At 74.7% G+C, this 19697-nt stretch carries 17 protein-coding genes; 9 read left to right on the plus strand and 8 right to left on the minus strand.

Annotation, left to right across the window (positions count from 1 at the left end; genetic code table 11):
• Positions 1 to 66: 66 nt before the first annotated feature.
• The 4 genes from QMC84_RS12840 to QMC84_RS12855 all read right to left on the minus strand — a co-directional run bounded on the left by QMC84_RS12840 (position 67) and on the right by QMC84_RS12855 (position 4000).
• Positions 67 to 630: a TIGR03086 family metal-binding protein gene (locus tag QMC84_RS12840; RefSeq protein ID WP_300375204.1), complete on the minus strand. Its 564-nt coding sequence runs from the start codon at positions 628 to 630 to the stop codon at positions 67 to 69.
• A 1-nt stretch (position 631) separates the two neighbouring features.
• Entirely contained in the window at positions 632 to 1738 is a 1107-nt protein-coding gene (locus QMC84_RS12845) for a sigma-70 family RNA polymerase sigma factor (protein ID WP_300375205.1), read from the minus strand.
• A gap of 61 nt (positions 1739 to 1799) precedes the next feature.
• Positions 1800 to 3401: a glycerol-3-phosphate dehydrogenase/oxidase gene (locus QMC84_RS12850; RefSeq protein WP_300375206.1), complete on the minus strand. Its 1602-nt coding sequence runs from the start codon at positions 3399 to 3401 to the stop codon at positions 1800 to 1802.
• Positions 3398 to 4000: a TetR/AcrR family transcriptional regulator gene (locus QMC84_RS12855; protein ID WP_300375207.1), complete on the minus strand. Its 603-nt coding sequence runs from the start codon at positions 3998 to 4000 to the stop codon at positions 3398 to 3400. The genes QMC84_RS12850 and QMC84_RS12855 overlap by 4 nt, the downstream gene beginning before the upstream one ends.
• Positions 4001 to 4017: 17 nt before the next feature.
• Between QMC84_RS12855 and QMC84_RS12860 the strand changes: the two genes are divergently transcribed.
• Positions 4018 to 5613, plus strand: a complete 1596-nt coding sequence (locus QMC84_RS12860) for an FAD-binding oxidoreductase (protein WP_300375208.1) — start codon at positions 4018 to 4020, stop codon at positions 5611 to 5613.
• Positions 5610 to 6536: a diacylglycerol kinase family protein gene (locus QMC84_RS12865; protein ID WP_300375209.1), complete on the plus strand. Its 927-nt coding sequence runs from the start codon at positions 5610 to 5612 to the stop codon at positions 6534 to 6536. Before QMC84_RS12860 ends, QMC84_RS12865 begins: the two co-directional genes overlap by 4 nt.
• A gap of 69 nt (positions 6537 to 6605) precedes the next feature.
• Here the strand turns inward: QMC84_RS12865 and QMC84_RS12870 are convergent, their stop codons facing one another.
• Positions 6606 to 7265: a pirin family protein gene (locus QMC84_RS12870; RefSeq protein ID WP_300375210.1), complete on the minus strand. Its 660-nt coding sequence runs from the start codon at positions 7263 to 7265 to the stop codon at positions 6606 to 6608.
• A gap of 15 nt (positions 7266 to 7280) precedes the next feature.
• On the opposite strand from QMC84_RS12870, the gene QMC84_RS12875 reads away from it, so the two are divergent.
• Positions 7281 to 8642: a GH1 family beta-glucosidase gene (locus QMC84_RS12875; RefSeq protein WP_300375211.1), complete on the plus strand. Its 1362-nt coding sequence runs from the start codon at positions 7281 to 7283 to the stop codon at positions 8640 to 8642.
• A gap of 257 nt (positions 8643 to 8899) precedes the next feature.
• Here QMC84_RS12875 and QMC84_RS12880 read toward each other — a convergent pair whose 3' ends face one another.
• Positions 8900 to 9553 carry a sulfotransferase gene (locus QMC84_RS12880; RefSeq protein WP_300375212.1) on the minus strand — a complete coding sequence of 218 codons (654 nt, stop codon included), beginning with the start codon at positions 9551 to 9553 and terminating at the stop codon, positions 8900 to 8902.
• A gap of 24 nt (positions 9554 to 9577) precedes the next feature.
• On the opposite strand from QMC84_RS12880, the gene QMC84_RS12885 reads away from it, so the two are divergent.
• Genes QMC84_RS12885 through QMC84_RS12910 form a run of 6 tightly spaced genes read left to right on the plus strand, consistent with a single transcriptional unit; the run spans position 9578 to position 17073 of the window.
• The gene (locus QMC84_RS12885; protein WP_300375213.1) at positions 9578 to 10501 is read left to right on the plus strand and encodes a class I SAM-dependent methyltransferase; all 924 of its coding nucleotides are present in this window, start codon (positions 9578 to 9580) and stop codon (positions 10499 to 10501) included.
• Complete coding sequence (locus QMC84_RS12890; protein ID WP_300375214.1) at positions 10501 to 12135, plus strand: hypothetical protein; 1635 nt, start codon at positions 10501 to 10503, stop codon at positions 12133 to 12135. Before QMC84_RS12885 ends, QMC84_RS12890 begins: the two co-directional genes overlap by 1 nt.
• Positions 12132 to 13751, plus strand: coding sequence for a glycosyltransferase family 2 protein (locus QMC84_RS12895; RefSeq protein WP_300375215.1), 1620 nt, complete (start codon positions 12132 to 12134; stop codon positions 13749 to 13751). Before QMC84_RS12890 ends, QMC84_RS12895 begins: the two co-directional genes overlap by 4 nt.
• A 10-nt stretch (positions 13752 to 13761) precedes the next feature.
• Entirely contained in the window at positions 13762 to 14838 is a 1077-nt protein-coding gene (locus QMC84_RS12900) for a sulfotransferase family protein (RefSeq protein ID WP_300375216.1), read from the plus strand.
• A 3-nt stretch (positions 14839 to 14841) separates the two neighbouring features.
• Positions 14842 to 15771 (plus strand): hypothetical protein, encoded by a 930-nt coding sequence (locus QMC84_RS12905; protein ID WP_300375217.1) that lies wholly within the window; start codon positions 14842 to 14844, stop codon positions 15769 to 15771.
• Positions 15772 to 15783: 12 nt separating this feature from the next.
• The gene (locus QMC84_RS12910; RefSeq protein ID WP_300375218.1) at positions 15784 to 17073 is read left to right on the plus strand and encodes a hypothetical protein; all 1290 of its coding nucleotides are present in this window, start codon (positions 15784 to 15786) and stop codon (positions 17071 to 17073) included.
• A 122-nt stretch (positions 17074 to 17195) separates the two neighbouring features.
• Here the strand turns inward: QMC84_RS12910 and QMC84_RS12915 are convergent, their stop codons facing one another.
• Together QMC84_RS12915 and QMC84_RS12920 are read right to left on the minus strand one after the other, a co-directional pair.
• Positions 17196 to 18518, minus strand: coding sequence for a UDP-glucose/GDP-mannose dehydrogenase family protein (locus QMC84_RS12915; RefSeq protein ID WP_300375219.1), 1323 nt, complete (start codon positions 18516 to 18518; stop codon positions 17196 to 17198).
• Positions 18519 to 18537: 19 nt separating this feature from the next.
• On the minus strand, positions 18538 to 19674 hold the full coding sequence (locus QMC84_RS12920; protein ID WP_300375220.1) for an aminotransferase class I/II-fold pyridoxal phosphate-dependent enzyme: 1137 nt from the start codon (positions 19672 to 19674) through the stop codon (positions 18538 to 18540).
• Between the last annotated feature and the right edge of the window lie 23 nt (positions 19675 to 19697).

Consider the following 19697-nt stretch of genomic DNA (forward strand, 5'->3'; position numbering starts at 1 on the left):
CCGCAGCCTAGGAAGACCCGCCCCTGTGGGGGGTCGGAACGGCGGAGTTCGATGACGGTGGACCAGTCAGGTGCGGCCCAGGAAGCCCAGCAGCCGTTGGTCGTACGGCGCCATCGCGGGGACCGGTCGGGCCCGGGCGAACCGGGCCCCGCGGTCGCCCGCCCCGACCAGTCGATGTGCGACCGGGAGCAGCTGCTGCGCCAGGCTCGCCGGGATCGCGGTGCGCTCGCCGGTGCTCTGCCCCACGTCCCACCCGTGCACGGTCACCTCCAGGGCGGCCGTGGCGACCAGGGTCGGCGTGCCGAGGTCGACCCGCGCGCCGCCCGCCTCGAGGACGACGTCGCCGGGCGCCGGGTCGCTCCAGGCCGCGAGCAGTGCACAGGCCTTCTCACGCAGGACGGCCACCCGGCCGCCGGCCGCGCTGCCGGGGAGCACCTCGACCGCTCCGCCGGCGGCCTCCGCGAACGCGTCGAGCCCGTCCTCCAGGTGGGCGAGCAGGTCGGCCAGGGTCCAGGCCTCGCAGGGCGTCGGAGCGTCGAGCAGCTCGGCGCGCACGCCCGCCAGCCGGGCGCGGGTGTAGCCCAGGGCCCGGTCGAGCAGCTCGACGGACCCGGGGACGGTCCGGGTCAACTCACTCGCCGGGCGCGGAGGGGACGGCGGAGGGGACGGCGCTCGTCGGGACCAGGCTCATCGGGTGGTCGCCGGGCCGGTAGCCGTCGTCGAGCCGGTCGGGCAGCCCGAACTTCGTGAACAGCGCGGTGTCGAAGAACGCGTGCACGTGGGTGACGCGGGTGCCGTCCAGCTCGAGCACCTGCAGCTGGAACGGTGCGAAGCCGCCGTCGGCCACGCGCATGTACAGCCCGAACGCGGGCTGGCCGTTGGCCGAGGTGCGCAGCATCGGCATGTCGTTCAGGCCGCCGGGGCAGTGCTTGCCGATCAGCTCGCCGATGCTCTCCGGCCCGACGAACCAGTTCGTGAACGGCGGCATCTCCCAGATCGCCTCACTGGTGAGCAGGCTGACGATCGCGTCGACGTCCTTGCGCCAGAACGCGTCGACGTACCTCTCGAGCAGCTGCTGCTGGGCGGGCGTCAGGTCGGGCTCGACGGTCTCCTCGGTGAGGCCGCGCCCGGCGAGCTGCGCGTGGGCGCGCTGGAGCGCAGAGTTGACCGCGGCCGAGGTGGTCTCGAGCGCCTCGGCGACCTCCGCGGCCGACCAGCGCAGCACGTCGCGCAGGATCAGCACCGCGCGCTGGCGGGCCGGCAGGTGCTGCAGCGCGGCGACGAAGGCCAGCCGGATCGAGTCGCGCTCGGCGACCACCACCGCCGCGTCGGGGACCGGCTCGAGCCAGGCGATCTCGTGGTTCTCCTCCAACGCGTCGCCGGCCATCGCGTCGGGGGTGCCGAGCCCCGCCGGCAGCGGCCGCCGGGGCCGGCCCTCGAGATTGGTGAGGCACACGTTGGTGGCGATCCGGTACAGCCAGGTGCGCACCGACGAGCGGCCCTGGAAGTCGGCGGAGGCCTTCCAGGCGCGCAGGAACGTCTCCTGGACCAGGTCCTCGGCCTCCTGCACCGAGCCGGACATCCGGTAGCAGTGCGCGAGCAGCTCGCGCTGGTAGCGCTGGGTCAGGGTCGGGAAGTCGCCGAGCTCGTTGCGCGCCGCCGCGATCCGGCCTGCGTCCTCGATCGGGCTCTCGGTCTGGGGGTGGGTCGTCATCGGTGCCGCCTCGATCGCCGTCATGGTCCAGCTCCTCGCGTCGTCCAGTCTGCCTCTGCCTACCGACCGGCGTCGACGCGAGAACTCATCGGACGGCGGGCGCGGCGATCTCCAGGGCGCGTCGGGCGGCGGGTACGGCAAGCTCGCGGTCGGCCGGCACCAGCCCGACCCGGGTGCGGCGGTCGAGGAGGTCGTCGACGTCGGCGGCGCCCTCGTGGGTGACGCCGAAGAGCAGCTCGGCGAGGGTGACGGGGATGTGCGGGGCGACCGGGGCGAGCAGCTCCTCGTCCGGGAGCCCGCTGACCGCGCGTGCGCTGTCGAGCACGAGAGCGGCGTCGGTGCCGTAGCGGCGCACCAGCCGGGCGGGCAGCTCGAGGGCCGCCAGCTCCGCCCGGGGTGCGGCGCCGAGCAGCGGCAGCTCGCGGGTGCGGCACGGTCCGACGCGCCGCTCGAGGGTGGGCCCCGCGGCGGCGACCGCCGCGTCCACGGCGTCCTCGGCCATCCGGCGGTACGTCGTCAGCTTGCCGCCCACGACCGTGATCACGCCGGTGCTGCTGGTGAGCACGGCGTGCCGACGGGACAGGTCCGCGGTGCGCGTGCCGTCGCCGTCCCCGTCATCACCGTCGCCGCCGAGGTCGAGCAGCGGCCGCAGCCCGGCGAAGGTGCCGACCACGTCGCTGCGGTGCAGCGGGTGGGAGAACGCGGCCGACACGACGTCGAGGAGGAAGCCGACCTCGGCCTCCGAGGCCTGCGGCACGTCCGGGATCTCCCCGTCGACCGGCTCGTCGGTGAGGCCGACGTACACGGTGCCGTCCGGCTGGGGGAGCACCATCACGAACCGGTTGGTCTCCCCGGGGACCGGGCAGAACACCGACACCGTCAGGCCGGGCAGGGTCTCCTCGCGCAGCACCAGGTGGGTGCCGCGGCTGGGTCGCAGCCTGATGCCGTCGACCAGGCCGCCGGCCCAGACGCCGGCGGCGTTCACGACGCTGCGCGCGGCGACGGTCGTCGTCGCGCCGGTCAGCTCGTCGCGGAGCCGGACCGAGGTCCCGGTGGCCTCCAGCACCCGGGCGCGGGTGCGCACGTGGGCGCCGTACGACGCGGCCGTGCGGGCGATCGTGGTGACCAGCCGGGCGTCGTCCTCGAGCTGGCCGTCCCAGCCGAGCACCGCGCCGCGCAGGCCCGCCGGGCGCAGCGCGGGCACCAGGCTGCGCGCCTCGGTGACGCTGAGGTGCCGCGGCTTCGGGAGGGTCTCGGCGTCGGTGCGGGCGCCGCGGCGCAGCAGGTCGCCGGCCCACATGCCGCTGCGGGTCATCCAGGTCTGCAGCCGGGTGACGCTGGAGCTGAGCGGCACCAGCATCGGCATCGGGTGGGTGAGGTGCGGGGCGGTGGTCTCCATCAGGATGCCGCGCTCGACCGCGCTCTCGTGGGCCACGCCCACCTGCCCCTTGGCGAGGTAGCGCAGCCCGCCGTGGACCATCTTCGAGGACCAGCGCGAGGTGCCGAAGGCGAGGTCGTGGGCGTCGACCGCCAGCACCGAGAGGCCGCGGGTGACGGCGTCGAGGGCCACGCCGGCGCCGGTGATGCCGAGGCCGATCACGACCAGGTCGACCTCGGTCGGGGCGCCGGCCAGGCCCGGGGTGATCCGCGTGGTCGTCGTCGGGGTGGTCGTTGGCGGGCTGGTCATGGCTGGAGGCTCCGGGTCAGGGCGAGGGTGAGCTCGGCGTCGAGGTCCGCGGCGGACACCCGGTCGTCGACCATCGTGTGCGCGGAGAGCACGAAGCCGTGGGCGGCGAGCAGCATCGCGCGGGCCATCGCGTCCGGGTTCCCGGCCCGGGCGGCGCCCTCGGCCTGGGCCTCGCGGAGGGCGGCGACGGTCAGCTCGAGGATGCCGTCCTGGGAGCGGCCGCGTCGGGAGAAGAGGTAGGGGAGGATCAGCTCGGGGTCGAGCTCGACGATGCGGACGAACAGCTCGTTCTCGCGCAGTCGCTGCACGGTCTCGACGATGTCGCCGACCAGCCGGTCCACGGTCGGGGCCGAGGGGTCCTCCTCGGCGAGGGAGTCGGTGACCACGCCGCCCCACTCGCGGGTCATCAGGTCGGCCAGCAGCTGCGGCATGTCCGCCCAGGTGCGGTAGATCGTCATCCGGGAGACCCCGGCCCGGCGGGCGACCTCGGTGAGCGTCGTACGCCGCCAGCCGACGTCGAGGATGCAGTCGCGCGCCGCGTCGAGGTAGCCGTCCCGCGGCTCGGCCCGGTCCGGGACGTTGTGACGGAGTGACGTCATGTGTCACACTGTAACACGTGATCGTGAACCAGACCGAGATGCACCCGTCCCGCTGGGGCGACCCGGCTCGCGCCCAAGCCCTTCCCGACGAGGCGCGCGGCCTGGTCGAGATGGTGTTCGGCGTCGACGACCGCCCCGCCGTCGACCACCCCGCCCTCGCGCCGTCCGCGCTCGCGCCCGGCCTGGTCCGCGGCCTGGAGGACCTCCTCGGCGCCGGGCACGTGCTGACCGACGACGAGACCCGCCGGCTGCGCACCCGCGGCAAGTCCACCCCCGACCTGCTCCGCGCCCGCGCCGGCGACCTCACCGACGCCCCGGACGCCGTGGTCCGCCCCGGCAGCCACGACGAGGTCGCCGCCGTGCTCGCGTTCGCGGTCGAGCACCACCTCGCGGTGGTGCCGTTCGGCGGCGGTACGTCGGTCACCGGCGGCCTGGTCGCCCGCCGCGAGGGGTTCGCGGGGGTGCTCAGCCTGGACCTGGTGCGGATGAAGCGACTGGTCGCGGTCGATCACGTCTCGATGACCGCGACCCTCGAGCCCGGGCTGCGCGGCCCGGAGGCCGAGGCGCTGCTCGCCGCCGAGGGGATGACGATCGGGCACTTCCCGCAGTCCTTCGAGTACGCCAGCCTCGGCGGCTTCGCCGCGACCCGCTCCAGCGGCCAGTCCAGCGCCGGGTTCGGCCGCTTCGACGCGCTGGTCGTCGGCCTGACCGTCGCCACCCCCCGGGGCCGGATCGACCTCGGCACGGCGCCGGCCAACGCCGCGGGCCCCGACCTGCGCCAGCTCTTCCTCGGCTCGGAGGGCACCCTCGGGGTGATCACCGCGCTGACCCTGCGGGTCCGGCCGGTGCCGGCGGTGCAGGTGTACGAGGCCTGGCGCTGGCCCTCGTTCGCCGACGGCGCCACCGCCATGCGGACGCTGGCCCAGGCCGGCCTGCTGCCCACGGTGCTGCGCCTCTCCGACGAGTCGGAGTCGGCGATCAACCTCGCCGACCCGACCGCGATCGGCGGGGCCTCGACGGGCGAGACCACCGGCAGCAGCGGCTGCCTGATGGTGACCGGGTTCGAGGGCGAGCCGGCCGCGGTCGAGGCGAAGCGGGCGGCCGTCATGGCGGTCTTCGAGGGCCTGGGCGGCACCAGCGTCGGCACCGGCGCAGGGGAGAAGTGGGCGCACGGGCGCTACGACGCGCCGTACCTGCGCGACTCCCTGCTGGACGCCGGCGTGCTCGTGGAGACGCTGGAGTCGGCGACGTTCTGGTCGAACCTCGACAACCTCTACCTCGGCGTGAAGACCGCACTCGAGGCGACGCTCGGCCAGCCCGCGCTGGTGCTGTGCCACATCTCGCACGTCTACGAGACCGGCGCGTCGCTCTACTTCACCGTGGCCGCGAAGGAGACCGACGACCCGCTGGGCCAGTGGCGGGCGGCCAAGGCCGCCGCCAGCGACGCGATGCTCGCGGCCGGCGCGACGATCACCCACCACCACGCCGTCGGCACCGACCACAAGCCGTGGTTCGAGCGCGAGATCGGCCCGGTGGGCGTCTCGATCCTGCGGGCGGTCAAGGCCGACCTGGACCCGACCGGGGTCCTCAACCCGGGGGTGCTGATCCCGTGAGCGCCACCCCAGGGGAGCCGCGGGCGTTCACGTTCCTGGTCAACCCGTCCTCGGGCGGCGGTGCCGCGCCGGAAGCCGTGGTCCCGGTCGCCCGCCTGCTGCGCGCCGGCGGCGCGACCGTCGACGTCACCTACTCGCCCGGCCCGCACGCGATGGTCGAGATGGTCGACCAGGCCGTCGGCCGCGGCGACGTCGTCGTCTCCGTGGGCGGCGACGGGATGCTCTCCTCGCTGGCCGGCCTGGTGTCGGAGCGCGACGGCGTCCTCGGGGTGCTGCCCGCCGGCCGCGGCAACGACTTCGCCCGGATGCTCGGGCTCCCCGAGGACGCCGAGGGACAGGCCCGGCTGCTGCTGGGAGGCGCCGTACGCCGGGTCGACCTGATCGCCGTCGCCGGCCTCGGGGCGGCGCGCCGGGTGGTCGCCGGCTCGGTCTACGCCGGCGTCGACGCCCGCGCCACCGAGATCGTCGATCGGGCGACCTGGCTGCCGCGCCGGCTGCAGTACCCCTACGCCGCGCTCCGCTCGCTGGCGACCTACCAGGCCGGTCGCTACGTCGTCGCGGTCGACGGCATCGAGCACACCTACACCGCCGCGACGGTCGTGGTCGCGAACTCCGGCTACTACGGGAGCGGGATGAAGATCGCGCCCGCCGCGTCGGTCGAGGACGGCCGGCTCGACGTGGTCGTCATCGAGGCGGCGTCGCGGGTGGCGCTGATGCGGTCGCTGCCGAAGGTGTACGACGGCTCCCACGTCGCGCTGCCCGAGGTCACCGTGCTCACCGGCACCCGGGTCGAGCTGCGCGGCACCTCCCGCTCCGCGATCCCCGTCGGCGGGGACGGCGAGCCGCTCGGCCCGCTGCCCGCCCTCGACTCCACCCCCGCCACCGTCGAGGTCCTCCCCGGCGCCCTCGCCGTCCTGGCCTGACCCGGCGTTACAGCAGAACGGCGGTGAGGGGGCGCAGGACCAGCGCCGGCCGCGGGGGCCGGCTCACCATCAGAACGTCCACACCATCAGCTCGGTCGGCACCGCCGCGGTCACCGACAGCCCCGGCCGGTCCACGATCCGGTACGCGTCGCCGTCGGCCAGCGGCTCGGCCAGCGACGACCGGGTCAGCGCCCCGCCGGCGACGAACACGTGCTGGCGCGGCTCCTCGGGCAGGGTGACCGCGGCGCCCGCGCCGAGCCGCGCCACCCGCAGCGTCGCAGACCCGACCCGGACCACCTCGACCAGCCGACCCGGCTCGAGCTCGACGGCCCGCAGGGAGTACGCCGGCGGCGTACCGACCTCGTCCGGGGTGAGCCAGGCCTGGACGAACCGGACCGGCCCGTCCGGCCCGGCGAGCTCGGAGTGGGTCACGCCCGACCCGGCCGACAGCACCTGCACGAGGCCCGGCGTCACCACCGCCGAGTGTCCCGCGGAGTCCTCGTGCACCAGGGACCCGGACAGCACCCAGGTGACGATCTCGAGGTCGCGGTGCGGGTGGCTCCCGAAGCCGGCGCCGGCGCCGAGCCGGTGGTCGTCGTGGCAGACCAGGGGGCCGAACCCGACGTTGTCGGGGTCGTAGTGCTCGCCGAAGGCGAAGGAGTGCCGGGTGAAGAATCCGGGTCCTCGGGTGAGGTACCGATCAGTTCCCCGGCGGATCTCGACGCTCACCGTCATCATTGTGCCGTGCCCCCCGCGTCCCCCGACAGCCCGCTCCCGCAGCTCCCGCCCGGCTTCCGCTTCGGCACCAGCACGGCGTCGTACCAGATCGAGGGCGCGGCCACCGAGGACGGCAGGGGCCCCAGCGTGTGGGACACGTTCACCGCCGAGGAGGGCCGGATCGTCGACGGCTCGAGCGGCGCGGTGGCGTGCGACCACTACCACCGCTACGTCGAGGACGTCGCGCTGATGAAGCGGCTCGGCACAGGCGGCTACCGGTTCTCGCTGTCCTGGCCGCGGATCCAGCCGACCGGCTCCGGGCCCGCGAACGCGAAGGGCCTGGACTTCTACGACCGGCTGATCGACGAGCTGCTCGCGAACGACGTGCAGCCGATGGCGACCCTCTACCACTGGGACCTGCCGCAGGCGCTCGAGGACGACGGGGGCTGGCTGAACCGCGGCACCGTCGACCGCTTCGCGGAGTACGCCGCGATCGTCGGCGAGCGGTTCGCGGACCGGGTGGAGCACTGGATCCCGGTCAACGAGCCCAACGTCGTGATGATGATGGGCTACGCGATCGGCATGCACGCGCCCGGCCGGAAGCTGCTGTTCGACTCGATGCCGGTCGCCCACCACCTGCTGCTCGCCCACGGTCGCGCCGCGGTCGAGCTGCGCGCCGCCGGGGCCACCAGCGTCGGCTGCGCCAACAACCACGCGCCGATGTGGCCGGTCAGTGACGACGAGGCGGACGTCGGCGCGACGAAGCTCTTCGACGCGCTCTGGAACGGCATGTTCACCGAGCCGATGCTGCTCGGCCGCTACCCCGCGGACCTGCAGCCGCTGATGGCCGACGTGGTCCACGACGGCGACCTGGCGGTGATCCGGCAGCCGCTCGACTTCTACGGTGTCAACTACTACAACCCGTTGAAGATCGGCGCCGCCCGCGAGGACGCCGAGATGCCCTTCGAGTTCCGCGAGCTGGTCGGGTACCCGGCCACCGACTTCGGCTGGCCGGTGGTGCCCGACGCGCTGCGCGAGTGGCTGATCACGTTGCGAGCCCGCTACCGGGCCGCGCTGCCGCCGATCTACGTCACCGAGAGCGGCTGCGCCTACAACATGGGCCCGGACGAGCACGGCGTCGTCGACGACCAGCCGCGCATCGACTACCTCGACGCCCACCTGCGCGCGGTTGCAACGGCCTGCCAGCGCGGCGTCGACATCCGCGGCTACTACACGTGGTCTTTGATGGACAACTTCGAGTGGTCCGAGGGCTTCACTCAGCGCTTCGGGCTGGTGCACGTCGACTACGACACCCTGGTGCGCACCCCCAAGCGCTCCTTCCAGTGGTACGCCGACGTGATCGCCGCCCAGACCCGCTCCCTCGGTTGAGCCGAGTCGGCGCATCTTGCCCGCCCAGGGACGTCGAGTCGGCGCATCTTGCCCGCGGTGGGCAGGTAGCGCGCCGACTCGGCGGGGTGGGGTGGGCAACTAGCGCCGACTCGGCGGGGTGGGGCGGGGTGGGGCGGGCAACTAGCGCCGACTCGGCGGGGTGGGGTGGGCAACTAGCGCCGACTCGGCGGGGTGGGGTGGGCAACTAGCGCCGACTCGGCGGGGTGGGGCGGGCAACTAGCGCCGACTCGGCGGGGTCAGATGGAGTGGCGCACGGCCATGGTGGCGCGTACGGCGTCCTCGTCGAACTCCTCGCCGAGCCAGTCGAACAGGCCGCGCAGGACGGCCGGGTCGGCGACGTACTCGTCGTAGTGGACGTGGTACGCCGCGTCGCCGAGGGAGTCGGCCAGGGCGAGGATCCGCCGCTCGATGTCGGCGAGGTGCTCGGACTTGTCCTCACCCTCGGCCCACCACTTGCTCTTCAAGACGTCCGCGTGGTCGCGGGTGTTGACCAGGAACCGGGCGCCCGGGAAGACCTCGCGCAGCCACGCGACGTACTCCTCGAGGTCGGCGTGGTACCAGCGGATCTCCTTGAAGCCGGTGACCCGGGTGTCCGCGCGCGGGCGCAGCACGGTGTCCAGCGCGAGCCGGCGCAGCTGGCGCACCGACCGCTCGGCGGGGAAGCCCGCGATCCCGAAGAACGGGTGCGTGGGCTGGCGCAGCCTCTTCTTCGGGCCGCGGCTGCTCTCGGTGAGCATCGTGTGGTGGAACAGGTAGAGGTGGTGCAGGGCGTCGCGGTTCTCGCCGCGGATCAGGTAGCCCGGCAGAGTGTTGAGCACGCCCATCAGCAGCGTCGAGCCGGACCGGCCGTAGGTGACCACGAACAGGTACCTCAGGTCCGATCGCGGCATGCTGCGGAGTCTAGAGTGACCGCCATGTCTGCCGCCCGCCTCCGGCTCGCTGCTCTCGCGGTCGCCCTCCTGCTCGTCGCCGTGCCCGTCGTCTTCGGCCTGGTCGACGGGCGCACCGGCGTCCTCGTCGGGCTCGCACTCTCCGGCGCGGTCGCGGCCACCGGGGTGTGCGCCTACGTCGTCCTCCGGCGGGTCGAGGAGCGCCTGCGCGTCCTCGAGCGCCGGGTGGCCCGCGCCCAGCGGCCGCGCCAGCAGGCTGTCGCCGCGCAGCCGAAGCTGCCGAAGGGCCTGGTGACCCAGGCGCAGCTGCGCAAGGAGCGCGACCACGTCGCCAAGCGGGTGCAGGACATCACCAACCTCTTCGACATGGTCCCGATCCGCGCCGGCATCCCGCCGCTCGGGCTGTGGACCGCCTCGGCCGACCTGCTGGTCGAGCTCGTGGACCGCTTCGTCGAGACCCGCCCGGCCACGGTCGTCGAGGGCGGCAGCGGGGTCTCGACCGTGGTCCTCGCCCTGGCCGCGCGCGAGCACGGCATCGCGACCCGGATCGTGGCGCTCGAGCACGACCCCGAGTGGGCGGAGTCCACGCGCCGGCTGCTCGCGCGGCACGGCGTCGCGGAGTACGCCGAGGTGCGGGTCGCCCCGCTCGGCCCGACGTCCCTGGCCGACCACCACACGCCCTGGTACGACGAGTCCGCGCTCGCCGACCTCTCCGAGGTCGGGCTGGTGCTGGTCGACGGCCCGCCCGAGGGCACCGGCCCGCGGGCCCGCTACCCGATGGTGCCGCTGCTGCACGACCGGCTGGCCCGGACCTGCACGATCGTCGTCGACGACACGGCCCGCCCCGGCGACGCCGACGTGGTGGACCGCTGGCGGCCGCTGCTGCCGGACTTCGAGTTCGACACGCTGCGTCTCGACAAGGGCGCGGCCGTGCTGACCCGGGCCTGATGCTTCCCGACGCCGGCTCGATCCTCGCCGACCTCGCCGCACCGGCGCTGGTGCTCACCGGCCCCGGGGCCGACCTCGGCCCGGTGCCCGAGGGCGTCACCTGCGCCGGCCTCGGGGACCAGGTCCCGGACGAGAGCTGGGCCACCGTGCTCCTCGCGGTAGCCGACGAGGCGGCGCTCCGGGTGGCCGTGTCCGCCCTGCCCGGCCTCGGCCGCGCCAAGCACGTCGCGTGCTACCTGGCGTCCGCCACCGGTCCGGTGACCACGGTGCTCCGCCCGGAGTGGCCGCCGCTGGCCGGCCTGGTCGCCGAGACCCCCGACGGCGGCGCGCACACCCGGCTGACGTTCCGGCGCCCCGCCCCCGCCGGACCGGTGCTCGTCGAGCTCGCCCGGCACAGCGGCACCCCGGTGGCGACCGGCAACCACGGCCTGGTCGTCACCGGTGCCCCGGTGCCGGTGGACCCGACCGCGGTGACCGAGGAGGTTCCGGCGGCGGTCGTCTTCGGCGGCCGCGCCGACCTGCCGGAGCACCCGGTGCTGGGCCGCGCACCGGTCGCCCTGCACCTGCGCGGCGAGCCGGTCGGCCCCCTCGACGAGGCACTCCTGAACCCGGTCGGCTTTCGCCGCGACTGGGGCCGCGGGCCGGTGCCACTGCCCGCGGGCGAGCCCACACCCGAGCTGGTCGCCGCGGTCCGCGACGCCCAGGCCGTCGTGGTGCCCGACGACGCGGACGCCCGGACCGTGGCCGGGCTGGCGATGGCCGGGGTCCCGCTCGTCGGCGCGGGCTACCCCGGCGTGGACCCGATCGACCCGGCCGACCTGGAGGACCCGCTGCGCCGTGAGGAGCACTCCGTCCGGCTCCGCCGGGCCGCCCTGCGTGAGCACTCGCACCTCGCCTGGAGACACCAGGTCGCCCGGCGCGCCGGGCTGCGGGCGGCGGCGTACCCCTCGGTCAGCGTGCTGCTGCCCACCCGCCGGCCCGAGCAGCTCGCCTTCGCGCTCGACCAGGTCGCCCGGCAGCGCGGCGTGGCGGAGCTCGAGCTGGTGCTGGCCACCCACGGGTTCGACGCCGACCCCGGCCTGGTGCGCGAGCGGCTCGGCGCCCGGTCCGTCACCCTGCTGCCGCTGCCGGCCGACACCGTCTTCGGCGACGTGCTCCGCGCCGCGACCGACGCGGCCGCCGGCGACGTGGTCGTGAAGATGGACGACGACGACTGGTACGGGCCCGACGTCCTGGCCGACCTGCTGCTCGCCAAGCACTACTCCGGCGCCGACCTGGTCGGCATGCCCGCGGAGCTGGTCTACCTGGAGCCGATCCGCACCACCGTGCGCCGCCGCGGCCCGAGCGAGAGCTTCGGCGCGGTGGTCGCCGGCGGCACGATGACCCTCGACCGGGCGCTGCTGCGCGCGGTCGGCGGCTTCCGCAGCGTGCCCCGGCACGTCGACGCCCGGCTGCTCGAGGACGTCCGCGCCGCGGGCGGCAGCGTGTACCGCACCCAGGGCCTCGGGTACGTCCTGCGGCGTACGACGCACGGCCACACCTGGGACACCGGGCTCGGCTACTTCCTGACCCGGCAGAGCGTCGCCGCGCAGTGGCGCGGCTTCCGGCCCAGCAGACTCCTGGAGGCAGGGTGAGCGACCAACCCCGCGTGCGCCGCAACGACTGGGGCACCCTCGACGCGCCCGCCCTCGGCCGGTGGGAGCCGACCCGGTCGGTGTCGGTGGTGATCCCGGCGTACGGCGCGCAGCGGCTGCTCCCCTACGTGCTCGCCGGCCTCGCCGCCCAGACCTACCCGGCCCACCTGCTCGAGGTGGTGATCGCGGACGACGACCCGGGGCGGCCCCTCGAGCTGGCCGAGCTGTCCGGGCCGCGTCCCGAGCGCACCCGGATCGTGCGGGTCGAGACCGGCTGGGGCCGCGCCAACGCCTGCCACACCGGCGCGCTCGCCGCCGAGGGCGAGGTCCTGCACTGGCTCGACGCCGACATGCTGGTCGAGCCCGACGAGGTCGAGGCGCAGCTGCGCTGGCACCACCTGATCGACCACGCGGTCGTGCTCGGGCACAAGTGGTTCGTGGACCCGGATCCGTTGCTGGCAAGGGCGCCCGCTGCGGACGGTCGCATGCACGAGGTGTTCGCCACTGCCGAGAGGGAACGGCACTGGGTCGAGGACGTGTGGGACCGGACCGACGACCTGCGCGCCGCCGGTCCGCGCGCGCTGCGCACCCACGTGGGCGCGACCGCGTCGCTGCGCCGGACGCTGTACGACGAGGCCGGCGGCATGGACACCGGCCTGCGGCTCGGCGAGGACATCGACCTCGGCTACCGGCTGGCCGAGTGCGGTGCGGTGTTCGTCGCCGACCGCGAGGCGCGCAGCTGGCACCTGGGCCGCTCGCACCAGCAGAGCCGGCAGGATGAGGTCAACGACTACAACACCCACTTCCTCGCGGACCGGGTCCCCGACCTGCAGCCGCAGCGCCGCCGCGGCCGGCTCTACTCGGTGCCCTATATCGAGGTGGTGCTGGACGTCCGCGGCCGGGACCACACCGCGGTGATCGCCACGGTCGACTCGGTGCTCGCCTCCTCGCTCGCGGACCTGTCGGTCACGCTGCTCGGGGACTGGTCGCGGATCACCGAGGAGCGAACCCACCCGCTCGACGACGAGCAGCGGGCGCCGCGGCTGGTGCGGGCGGCGTACGCCGGCGAGCCCCGCGTGGTGCTCGCCGAGTCACCGGGCCGGCGCCGCGGCCAGTTCCGGCTGGTGCTCCCCAACGCCGACTGGGCGCCCACGCCCGAGACGCTCGGCACCCTGGTGCTGCACCTGGAACGCACCCACCACGGACTGCGGCAGGTGCTGATGGCCGACGGCTCGGTGGCCCGGGTCGAGCGGACCGCGGCGTACGCCCGGGCCGCGAAGGTGGCCGGGCCTGAGGTCGACCCCGACGACCCCGAGGGCCTCGACGACCTGGTCGACGAGCTGTTCGGGTCGTGGTGGGTCGAGGGCGCGGATGCCGGGTTCGAGCCCAGCGCGACGATCCGGCGCCCGCGGCTGCGCGGCACCGCGGGCCCGGCCCAGGACCCGGCCGAGTCCTGGCGCGAGCTGGGCGGGACGGGCGGCGCACCCCAGCAGCCGGGGGCGAAGCAGGCCAGGAGGAAGGCCGGGAGGAAGGCCGGGAGGAAGGGCCCGGAAGAGCCGCCGGAGCGGCCCGGGCGCTCGGGGATCGGTTCGCTCCTGCGCCGCGGGCGACGCTAGATTGCCTGGCATGTCGACGCCGATCCCGCTCTCCGAGCCGATCCCGGTCAAGCGGCGCGTCGTGTTCGTCGTCGGCTCCGGGCGCAGCGGCACCAGCACGATGTCCGGCGCGCTGCAGACCCTGGGCATGCGCGTGCCGCAGCCCGAGGTGGTCGCCGACGAGACCAACCCGAAGGGCTTCGGCGAGCCGCAGTGGGTGGTCGACTTCCACGACGAGCTGCTCAAGCGCTGCAACGTGCAGGTCTCCGACGGGCGGCCGGCGGCCTGGTTCGAGGCCGGCAAGCTGTCGGCGTTCGAGCCGCTGCGCGGCCGGCTGCACGAGTGGCTGGAGGCGCAGTTCGTCGAGGGCGGACCCGAGCTCGTGGTCAAGGACCCGCGGCTGGCCTGGTTCCTGGGGCTCTGGCGGGCAGCGGCGCTGCGCTGCGACGCGGCGCCGGCGTACGTCACGATGCTCCGCCCGGTGACCGAGGTCGTCGGCAGCAAGCAGAAGTACTACGCCGCCGCGAAGGCCGGCGCGGCGGCGGGCGAGGTGCAGCGCACCGCGGCCTGGGTGAACATGATGCTGCACACCGAGCGGTCCACCCGCGGCTCCGCGCGCCGGTTCGTCCGCTACGACGACATGCTCAGGGACTGGACGATCCCGGTGTTCGGCATCGGCCAGGCCTTCGACCTGGACGCGGTGAAGTCCGCGACCGCCAACGACATCCGCCGGGTGCACCAGTTCATCGACCCCAGCCTGCGCCGGGTGCAGCTCACCTGGGACGACGTCGAGGTGCCGGCCCGGCTGCGGGAGATCGCCGAGGAGACCTGGCAGCAGCTGGACCGGCTGGCCGACGAGGACGGCGACACCCCGGAGGTGCACGACCGGCTCGACGAGCTGCGCACGGCGTACGCCGCCCTGTACGACGAGGCCGAGGCGCTCTCGCACTCGACCGCGCTCGCCGCGCGCCGGGAGGGACAGGCCAACGCGCCGTCCGGTGCCCTGGTGCCCGCGCGGCTGGCCGACCGGGTGCCGCACGGCATGCGCGCGATGGTGCCCGCGGGCGCGCGCCGCGGCCTGCGCAAGGCGTTCGGCAAGGAGCGCTAGGCCTTGTCGGCGACTGGGCCCGGCCCCGACATCCCCACCCGCGAGGGCGAGCAGGCGTACGACGTCACCTGGCCGTGGCGCGACGGGCCGCTGCGCCCCGGGCTGACCTGCGTGTTCCGCGTCCGCAACGAGGCGCGGAACCTGCCCTGGGTGCTGCCGCCGATGTTCGAGGCCGTCCAGCACGTGGTGCTGGTCGACAACGGGTCGGACGACGGCACGCCCGAGGTCGCGCAGCGGGTCGCGGAGCAGGTCGGCGCCGCGGACCGGTTCACGCTCACGTCGTACCCGTTCCGGGTCAGCCGCGCGGGCGCCGAGCACCTCGCGACCCCGCCGGACTCGGTGCACTCGCTGACGCACTTCTACAACTGGTCGTTCTCGCAGGTGCGCACGTCGTACTCGATGAAGTGGGACGGCGACATGGTGCTCACCCGCGAGGGGGTGGCGACGCTCGCGGACCTGTCCTGGCAGCTCGAGGACTCGCGCGCGGTCGTCGCGGTGCCGCGGCACCCGGTGTCGATCGAGAGCGAGTCGGTCGCCTGGATCGACCTGGGCTTCCGGTTCCTGGAGCCGTGGATCTACCCGATGGGGCCGGAGTACACGTTCGTGAAGGCGTTCGAGTGGGAGGTGCGCGAGTTCCCCGAGACCTCCGAGCGGATCATCCTGCCCGAGGGGCTGTGCGTGGAGCTCAAGTGGCTCGACGCCGACGAGTTCGCGCACTGGAGCCACACCGAGTTCGACTCCTCGCGGGCGCCGCGCAAGCGCCGCGAGTGGGAGGTCTACAGCGCGCTGTGCGAGGGCCGCGGCGACCGGGTCGAGGGGCTGCACCGGATCGAGGCGCCGCCGGGCGTGCACGTGGTCGACCACATCACCCGCACCTGGCTGCCGCGGGCGCCGCGGCCGCTGGTGCAGCGCCGCGGCCGGCTGGACGTCTGAGCCGGGTGTCCGATGGCTGAGCCCATGATCGAGGTGCGGGTCGCCGACCTGCTCGCGCTGCGCTCGTACGACGGGCCCGCCGACGAGCGGTCCGCGGTGGTCCGGGTGGTGGTGGAGTCGGCGCCCGGGGCGCTGGCGCTGGTGCCGCGGCCGGAGTGGCCGCCGCTGACGTCGCTGCGCTCGCGGCGGGCGGAGGGCGGCTGGCTGGTCGTGGCCCGCTTCGCGCGCCCGGTGGCGGTCGCCGAGGTGGTGGCCGAGCTGGGCCGCCAGGCGGTCTGGCCCGCGGTGGTCGCCACCCGGAGCGACCCGGCCCGGTTCGACGAGCGGGTGTTCAACCCGGTCGGGTTCCGGCCGGCCTGGGACCGCGGGGTGGTGCCGCTGGGGTCGGCCGGGCTGACGCCGGCGCTGGTGACCGAGCTGCGCGACGCCCAGGGCGTGAGCGTCGGCCCGGACGCCGACCCCCGGACGGTCGCGGGGCTGGCGATGGCGGGCGTCCCGCTCGTCGGCCCCGGCTTCGCCGAGGTGGACCTCGACGATCCGCTGGCCCGCGAGGAGCACAGCCTGGTGCTGCGCCGGGCCGCGCTCGACGAGCACGGCTCGATCGACTGGCAGCGTCCGGTCTCGGTCCTGCTGGCCACGCGGCGGCCCGAGCAGCTGGACTTCGCGCTGGCCCAGGTGGCCCGGCAGCGGGGGGTGACGTCGCTGCAGCTGGTGCTCGCGCCGCACGGCTTCACGGTCGACGAGGCCCGGGTCCGCGACGCGGTCGGCCCCGCGGTCGACGTACGCCTCGCGCCCGCGGCCGCCGACAGGATCTTCGGCGACGTGCTGCACGCCGCGGCCGGGACCGCGGACGGCGACGTGCTGCTGAAGGTGGACGACGACGACTGGTACGCCCCCGACGTGGTCGCCGACCTGCTCCGCGCCCGGGCCTACAGCGGCGCGCAGCTGGTCGGCATGCCGGCGGAGTTCCACTACGTCGCGCCCCGCGACCTCACCGTCAAGCGCGGCCACCCGACCGAGCTGTACGCGCGGTTCGTCGCGGGCGGCACGATGATGGTCGACCGGCCGGTGCTGCGGGAGGTCGGCGGGTTCCGCAGCGTGCGCAAGTACGTCGACGCGCAGCTGCTCACCGCCGTCACCGCCGCCGGCGGCGCGATCTACCGCACGCACGGCCTGGGGTACGTGCTGCGCCGCAACGAGTCCGGGCACACCTGGGAGGTCGACCTGGACTACCTGCTCGACCCGTCCCGCGTCGAGCGCACCTGGACCGGGCTCACGCCGTCGCGGCTGGTGGAGCTGTAGGGGGCCGGCAGTTTCCCCGGGTACCCGGGGAAGTTGGCACTTATCGGCCGAAACTTCGGCCTAGAAGCGATGGTTTCCCCGGGTACCCGGGGAAACCGACACCGGCTCGCCCGCCCCAACCATCAGCGCCGACCCAGCCCCCGGGCGGTCCAGCCGGCGGCCCGCCAGGCGCCGAGGTCGAACACGTTGCGGCCGTCGACGAGCTGCTTGCGGCGTACGACGGAGCCGAGCTCGACCGGGTCGACGGAGCGGAACTCCGGCCACTCGGTGAGGTGCAGCAGGAGGTCGGCGTCGCGGGCGGCGGCCAGCGCCGACTCGGCGTAGTCCAGGGTCGGGAACGTCGCCCGGGCGGTGTCGTTGGCCTTCGGGTCGTAGACGGAGACCTGCGCGCCGCGCAGGTGCAGCTGCCCGGCGATCGAGAGGGCCGGTGAGTCGCGGACGTCGTCGCTGTGCGGCTTGAACGCCGCGCCCCACACGGCGATCCGGGACCGGGCGACGCTGCCGCCGAGCATCGTCGTGGCGATCTGCACCACCCGGGTGCGCTGGCGCAGGTTGATGTCGTCGACCTGGCGCAGGAACGACATGGTGTCCTCGACGCCGAGCTCGCCGGCGCGGTGCAGGAACGCCCGGATGTCCTTGGGCAGGCAGCCGCCGCCGAAGCCGACGCCGGCGTTGAGGAACTTCCGCCCGATCCGGACGTCGTGGCCGATCGCGTCGGCGAGGTCGACGACGTCGCCGCCGGCCGCCTCGCAGACCTCCGCCACCGCGTTGATGAACGAGATCTTCGTGGCGAGGAACGCGTTGGCCGAGACCTTGACCAGCTCGGCGGTCGCGAAGTCGGTGACCACCACCGGCGTGCCGGCGTCGATCACCGAGGCGTAGAAGGAACGCAGCTCCTGCTCGTCGCGCTCCGACGTCACCCCGAAGACCAGCCGGTCGGGCTCGAGGGTGTCCTTGACCGCGAAGCCCTCGCGGAGGAACTCCGGGTTCCACGCCAGCCGCGCCTCGGCACCCGCCGGCGCGAGCGCTGCGAGCCGGGCCGCCAGTCGCTCCGCGGTCCCGACCGGCACGGTCGACTTGCCGACGACCAGCGCGCTCTCGACCAGGTACGGCGCGAGCGACTCGATCGCGGCGTCGACGTACTGCACGTCCGCGCCGAGCGCGTCGTGACGCTGCGGGGTGCCCACGCACACGAAGTGGATCGAGCCGAACGCCCCGGCCTCCTCGTAGGAGTCGGTGAACCGCAGCCGTCCCGAGGTCACGTGCTTGGCGAGCAGCTCCTCGAGCTCGGGCTCGTAGAACGGCACCTTGCCGGCCGCGAGCGACTCCCGCTTGGCGGCGTCGATCTCGACCCCGAGCACCTCGTAGCCGAGCTCGGCCATGGAGGCGGCGTGGGTGGCCCCGAGGTAGCCACATCCGATGACGGTGACGCGTTGTCCGGGCACGGCGCGAGTCTAGGTACTCCTAGGAGTCGCGGGAGGTCAGGGCGGTGGCCAGGCGGTGGATCATCCGCTCCAAGCGCTCCGCGTTCGTCGCGAGGTTGAGCCGGACGTGCCCGGCCAGCCCGGGCTGGTAGTCGCTGCCCGGCGCCAGCCGGACCCCGTGCGCGAGCCCGGCGGCGACCGGGTCGGCGACGCCGTACGCCCGCAGGTCGAGCCAGGCGAGGTACGTCGCCTCCAGCGGCCGCATCCGGGCCCGGGGGAGCCGGGCGGCCAGCAGCTCGCCGAGCAGCGCGCGCTGCGCCGCCAGCCGCTCGATGAGCGCCGCGTGCCACTCGTCGCCGTCCCGCCAGGCGGCGACGCCGGCGACGATGCCCAGCGGGGACCAGCTGTTCTGCGCCGGCACCGGCAGCGCGGCGAACACCGCCCGGTCCGCGGGGTCGAGCAGCACCAGCTGGGCGCCGTGCACCCCGGGGACGTTGAAGCTCTTCGACGCGCTGGTCACGACGACCGCGTGCTCGTCGACGGTGAGGTACGGCGTGAACGTCGCGCCGGGCAGCACCAGCGGGCCGTGGATCTCGTCCGAGACCACGCGGACGTCGTAGCGCCGGGCGAGCCCGGCGAGCGCGGCCAGCTCCTCGCGCGACCAGGCCCGGCCGAGCGGGTTGTGCGGGTTGCAGAGCAGGAAGGTCCGGGCGCCCGCCGCGAACGCCGCCTCCACGGCCTCCAGGTCGAGCACCGCCTCGTCGGCGTCCGGGTCGACGGTCACCGGGACCAGCTCGCGGCCGGTGATCGCGACCGCGTCGCGGAACGGCGGGTAGCAGGGCAGCGGCACCACGACCGGGCCGGGCGGGCAGAGCGCCTCGAGCGCCAGCCGGACCCCGCCCATCACGCCGCCGGTCGGCAGCACCGCGTCGGCCGGGACCGACCAGTCCCAGTGCCGCTTCGCGAACCCGGCGAACGCGTCGCCGAGGCCGCCGTCGCCGAACGGCGGGTACCCGAGCGCGCCCTGCCGGACCGCCGCTACCAGGGCGTCCTCGATCGGCGGGGCCGGCCGGTAGTCCATCTCCGCGACCCAGCCCGGCACCACGCCGGGCTCGACCGCGCCCCACTTGAGCGGGAACGCCGAGCGGGCCTGGTCGTCGGTGAGGTCGCGGATCACCCCGCCATTCAACATCGGTGCCG

The sequence above is a fragment of the Nocardioides sp. genome, assembly GCF_030019515.1.
Lineage (GTDB): Bacteria > Actinomycetota > Actinomycetes > Propionibacteriales > Nocardioidaceae > Nocardioides.

What these genes read in the sequence shown, in the direction of transcription:
- QMC84_RS12845 (WP_300375205.1), bottom strand. Translation starts at nt 1,738, where the DNA reads ATGACGGCGATCGAGGCGGCACCGATGACGACCCACCCCCAGACCGAG.
- QMC84_RS12850 (WP_300375206.1), bottom strand. Translation starts at nt 3,401, where the DNA reads ATGACCAGCCCGCCAACGACCACCCCGACGACGACCACGCGGATCACC.
- QMC84_RS12855 (WP_300375207.1), bottom strand. Translation starts at nt 4,000, where the DNA reads ATGACGTCACTCCGTCACAACGTCCCGGACCGGGCCGAGCCGCGGGAC.
- QMC84_RS12880 (WP_300375212.1), bottom strand. Translation starts at nt 9,553, where the DNA reads ATGCCGCGATCGGACCTGAGGTACCTGTTCGTGGTCACCTACGGCCGG.
- QMC84_RS12885 (WP_300375213.1), top strand. Translation starts at nt 9,578, where the DNA reads ATGTCTGCCGCCCGCCTCCGGCTCGCTGCTCTCGCGGTCGCCCTCCTG.
- QMC84_RS12890 (WP_300375214.1), top strand. Translation starts at nt 10,501, where the DNA reads ATGCTTCCCGACGCCGGCTCGATCCTCGCCGACCTCGCCGCACCGGCG.
- QMC84_RS12900 (WP_300375216.1), top strand. Translation starts at nt 13,762, where the DNA reads ATGTCGACGCCGATCCCGCTCTCCGAGCCGATCCCGGTCAAGCGGCGC.
- QMC84_RS12910 (WP_300375218.1), top strand. Translation starts at nt 15,784, where the DNA reads ATGGCTGAGCCCATGATCGAGGTGCGGGTCGCCGACCTGCTCGCGCTG.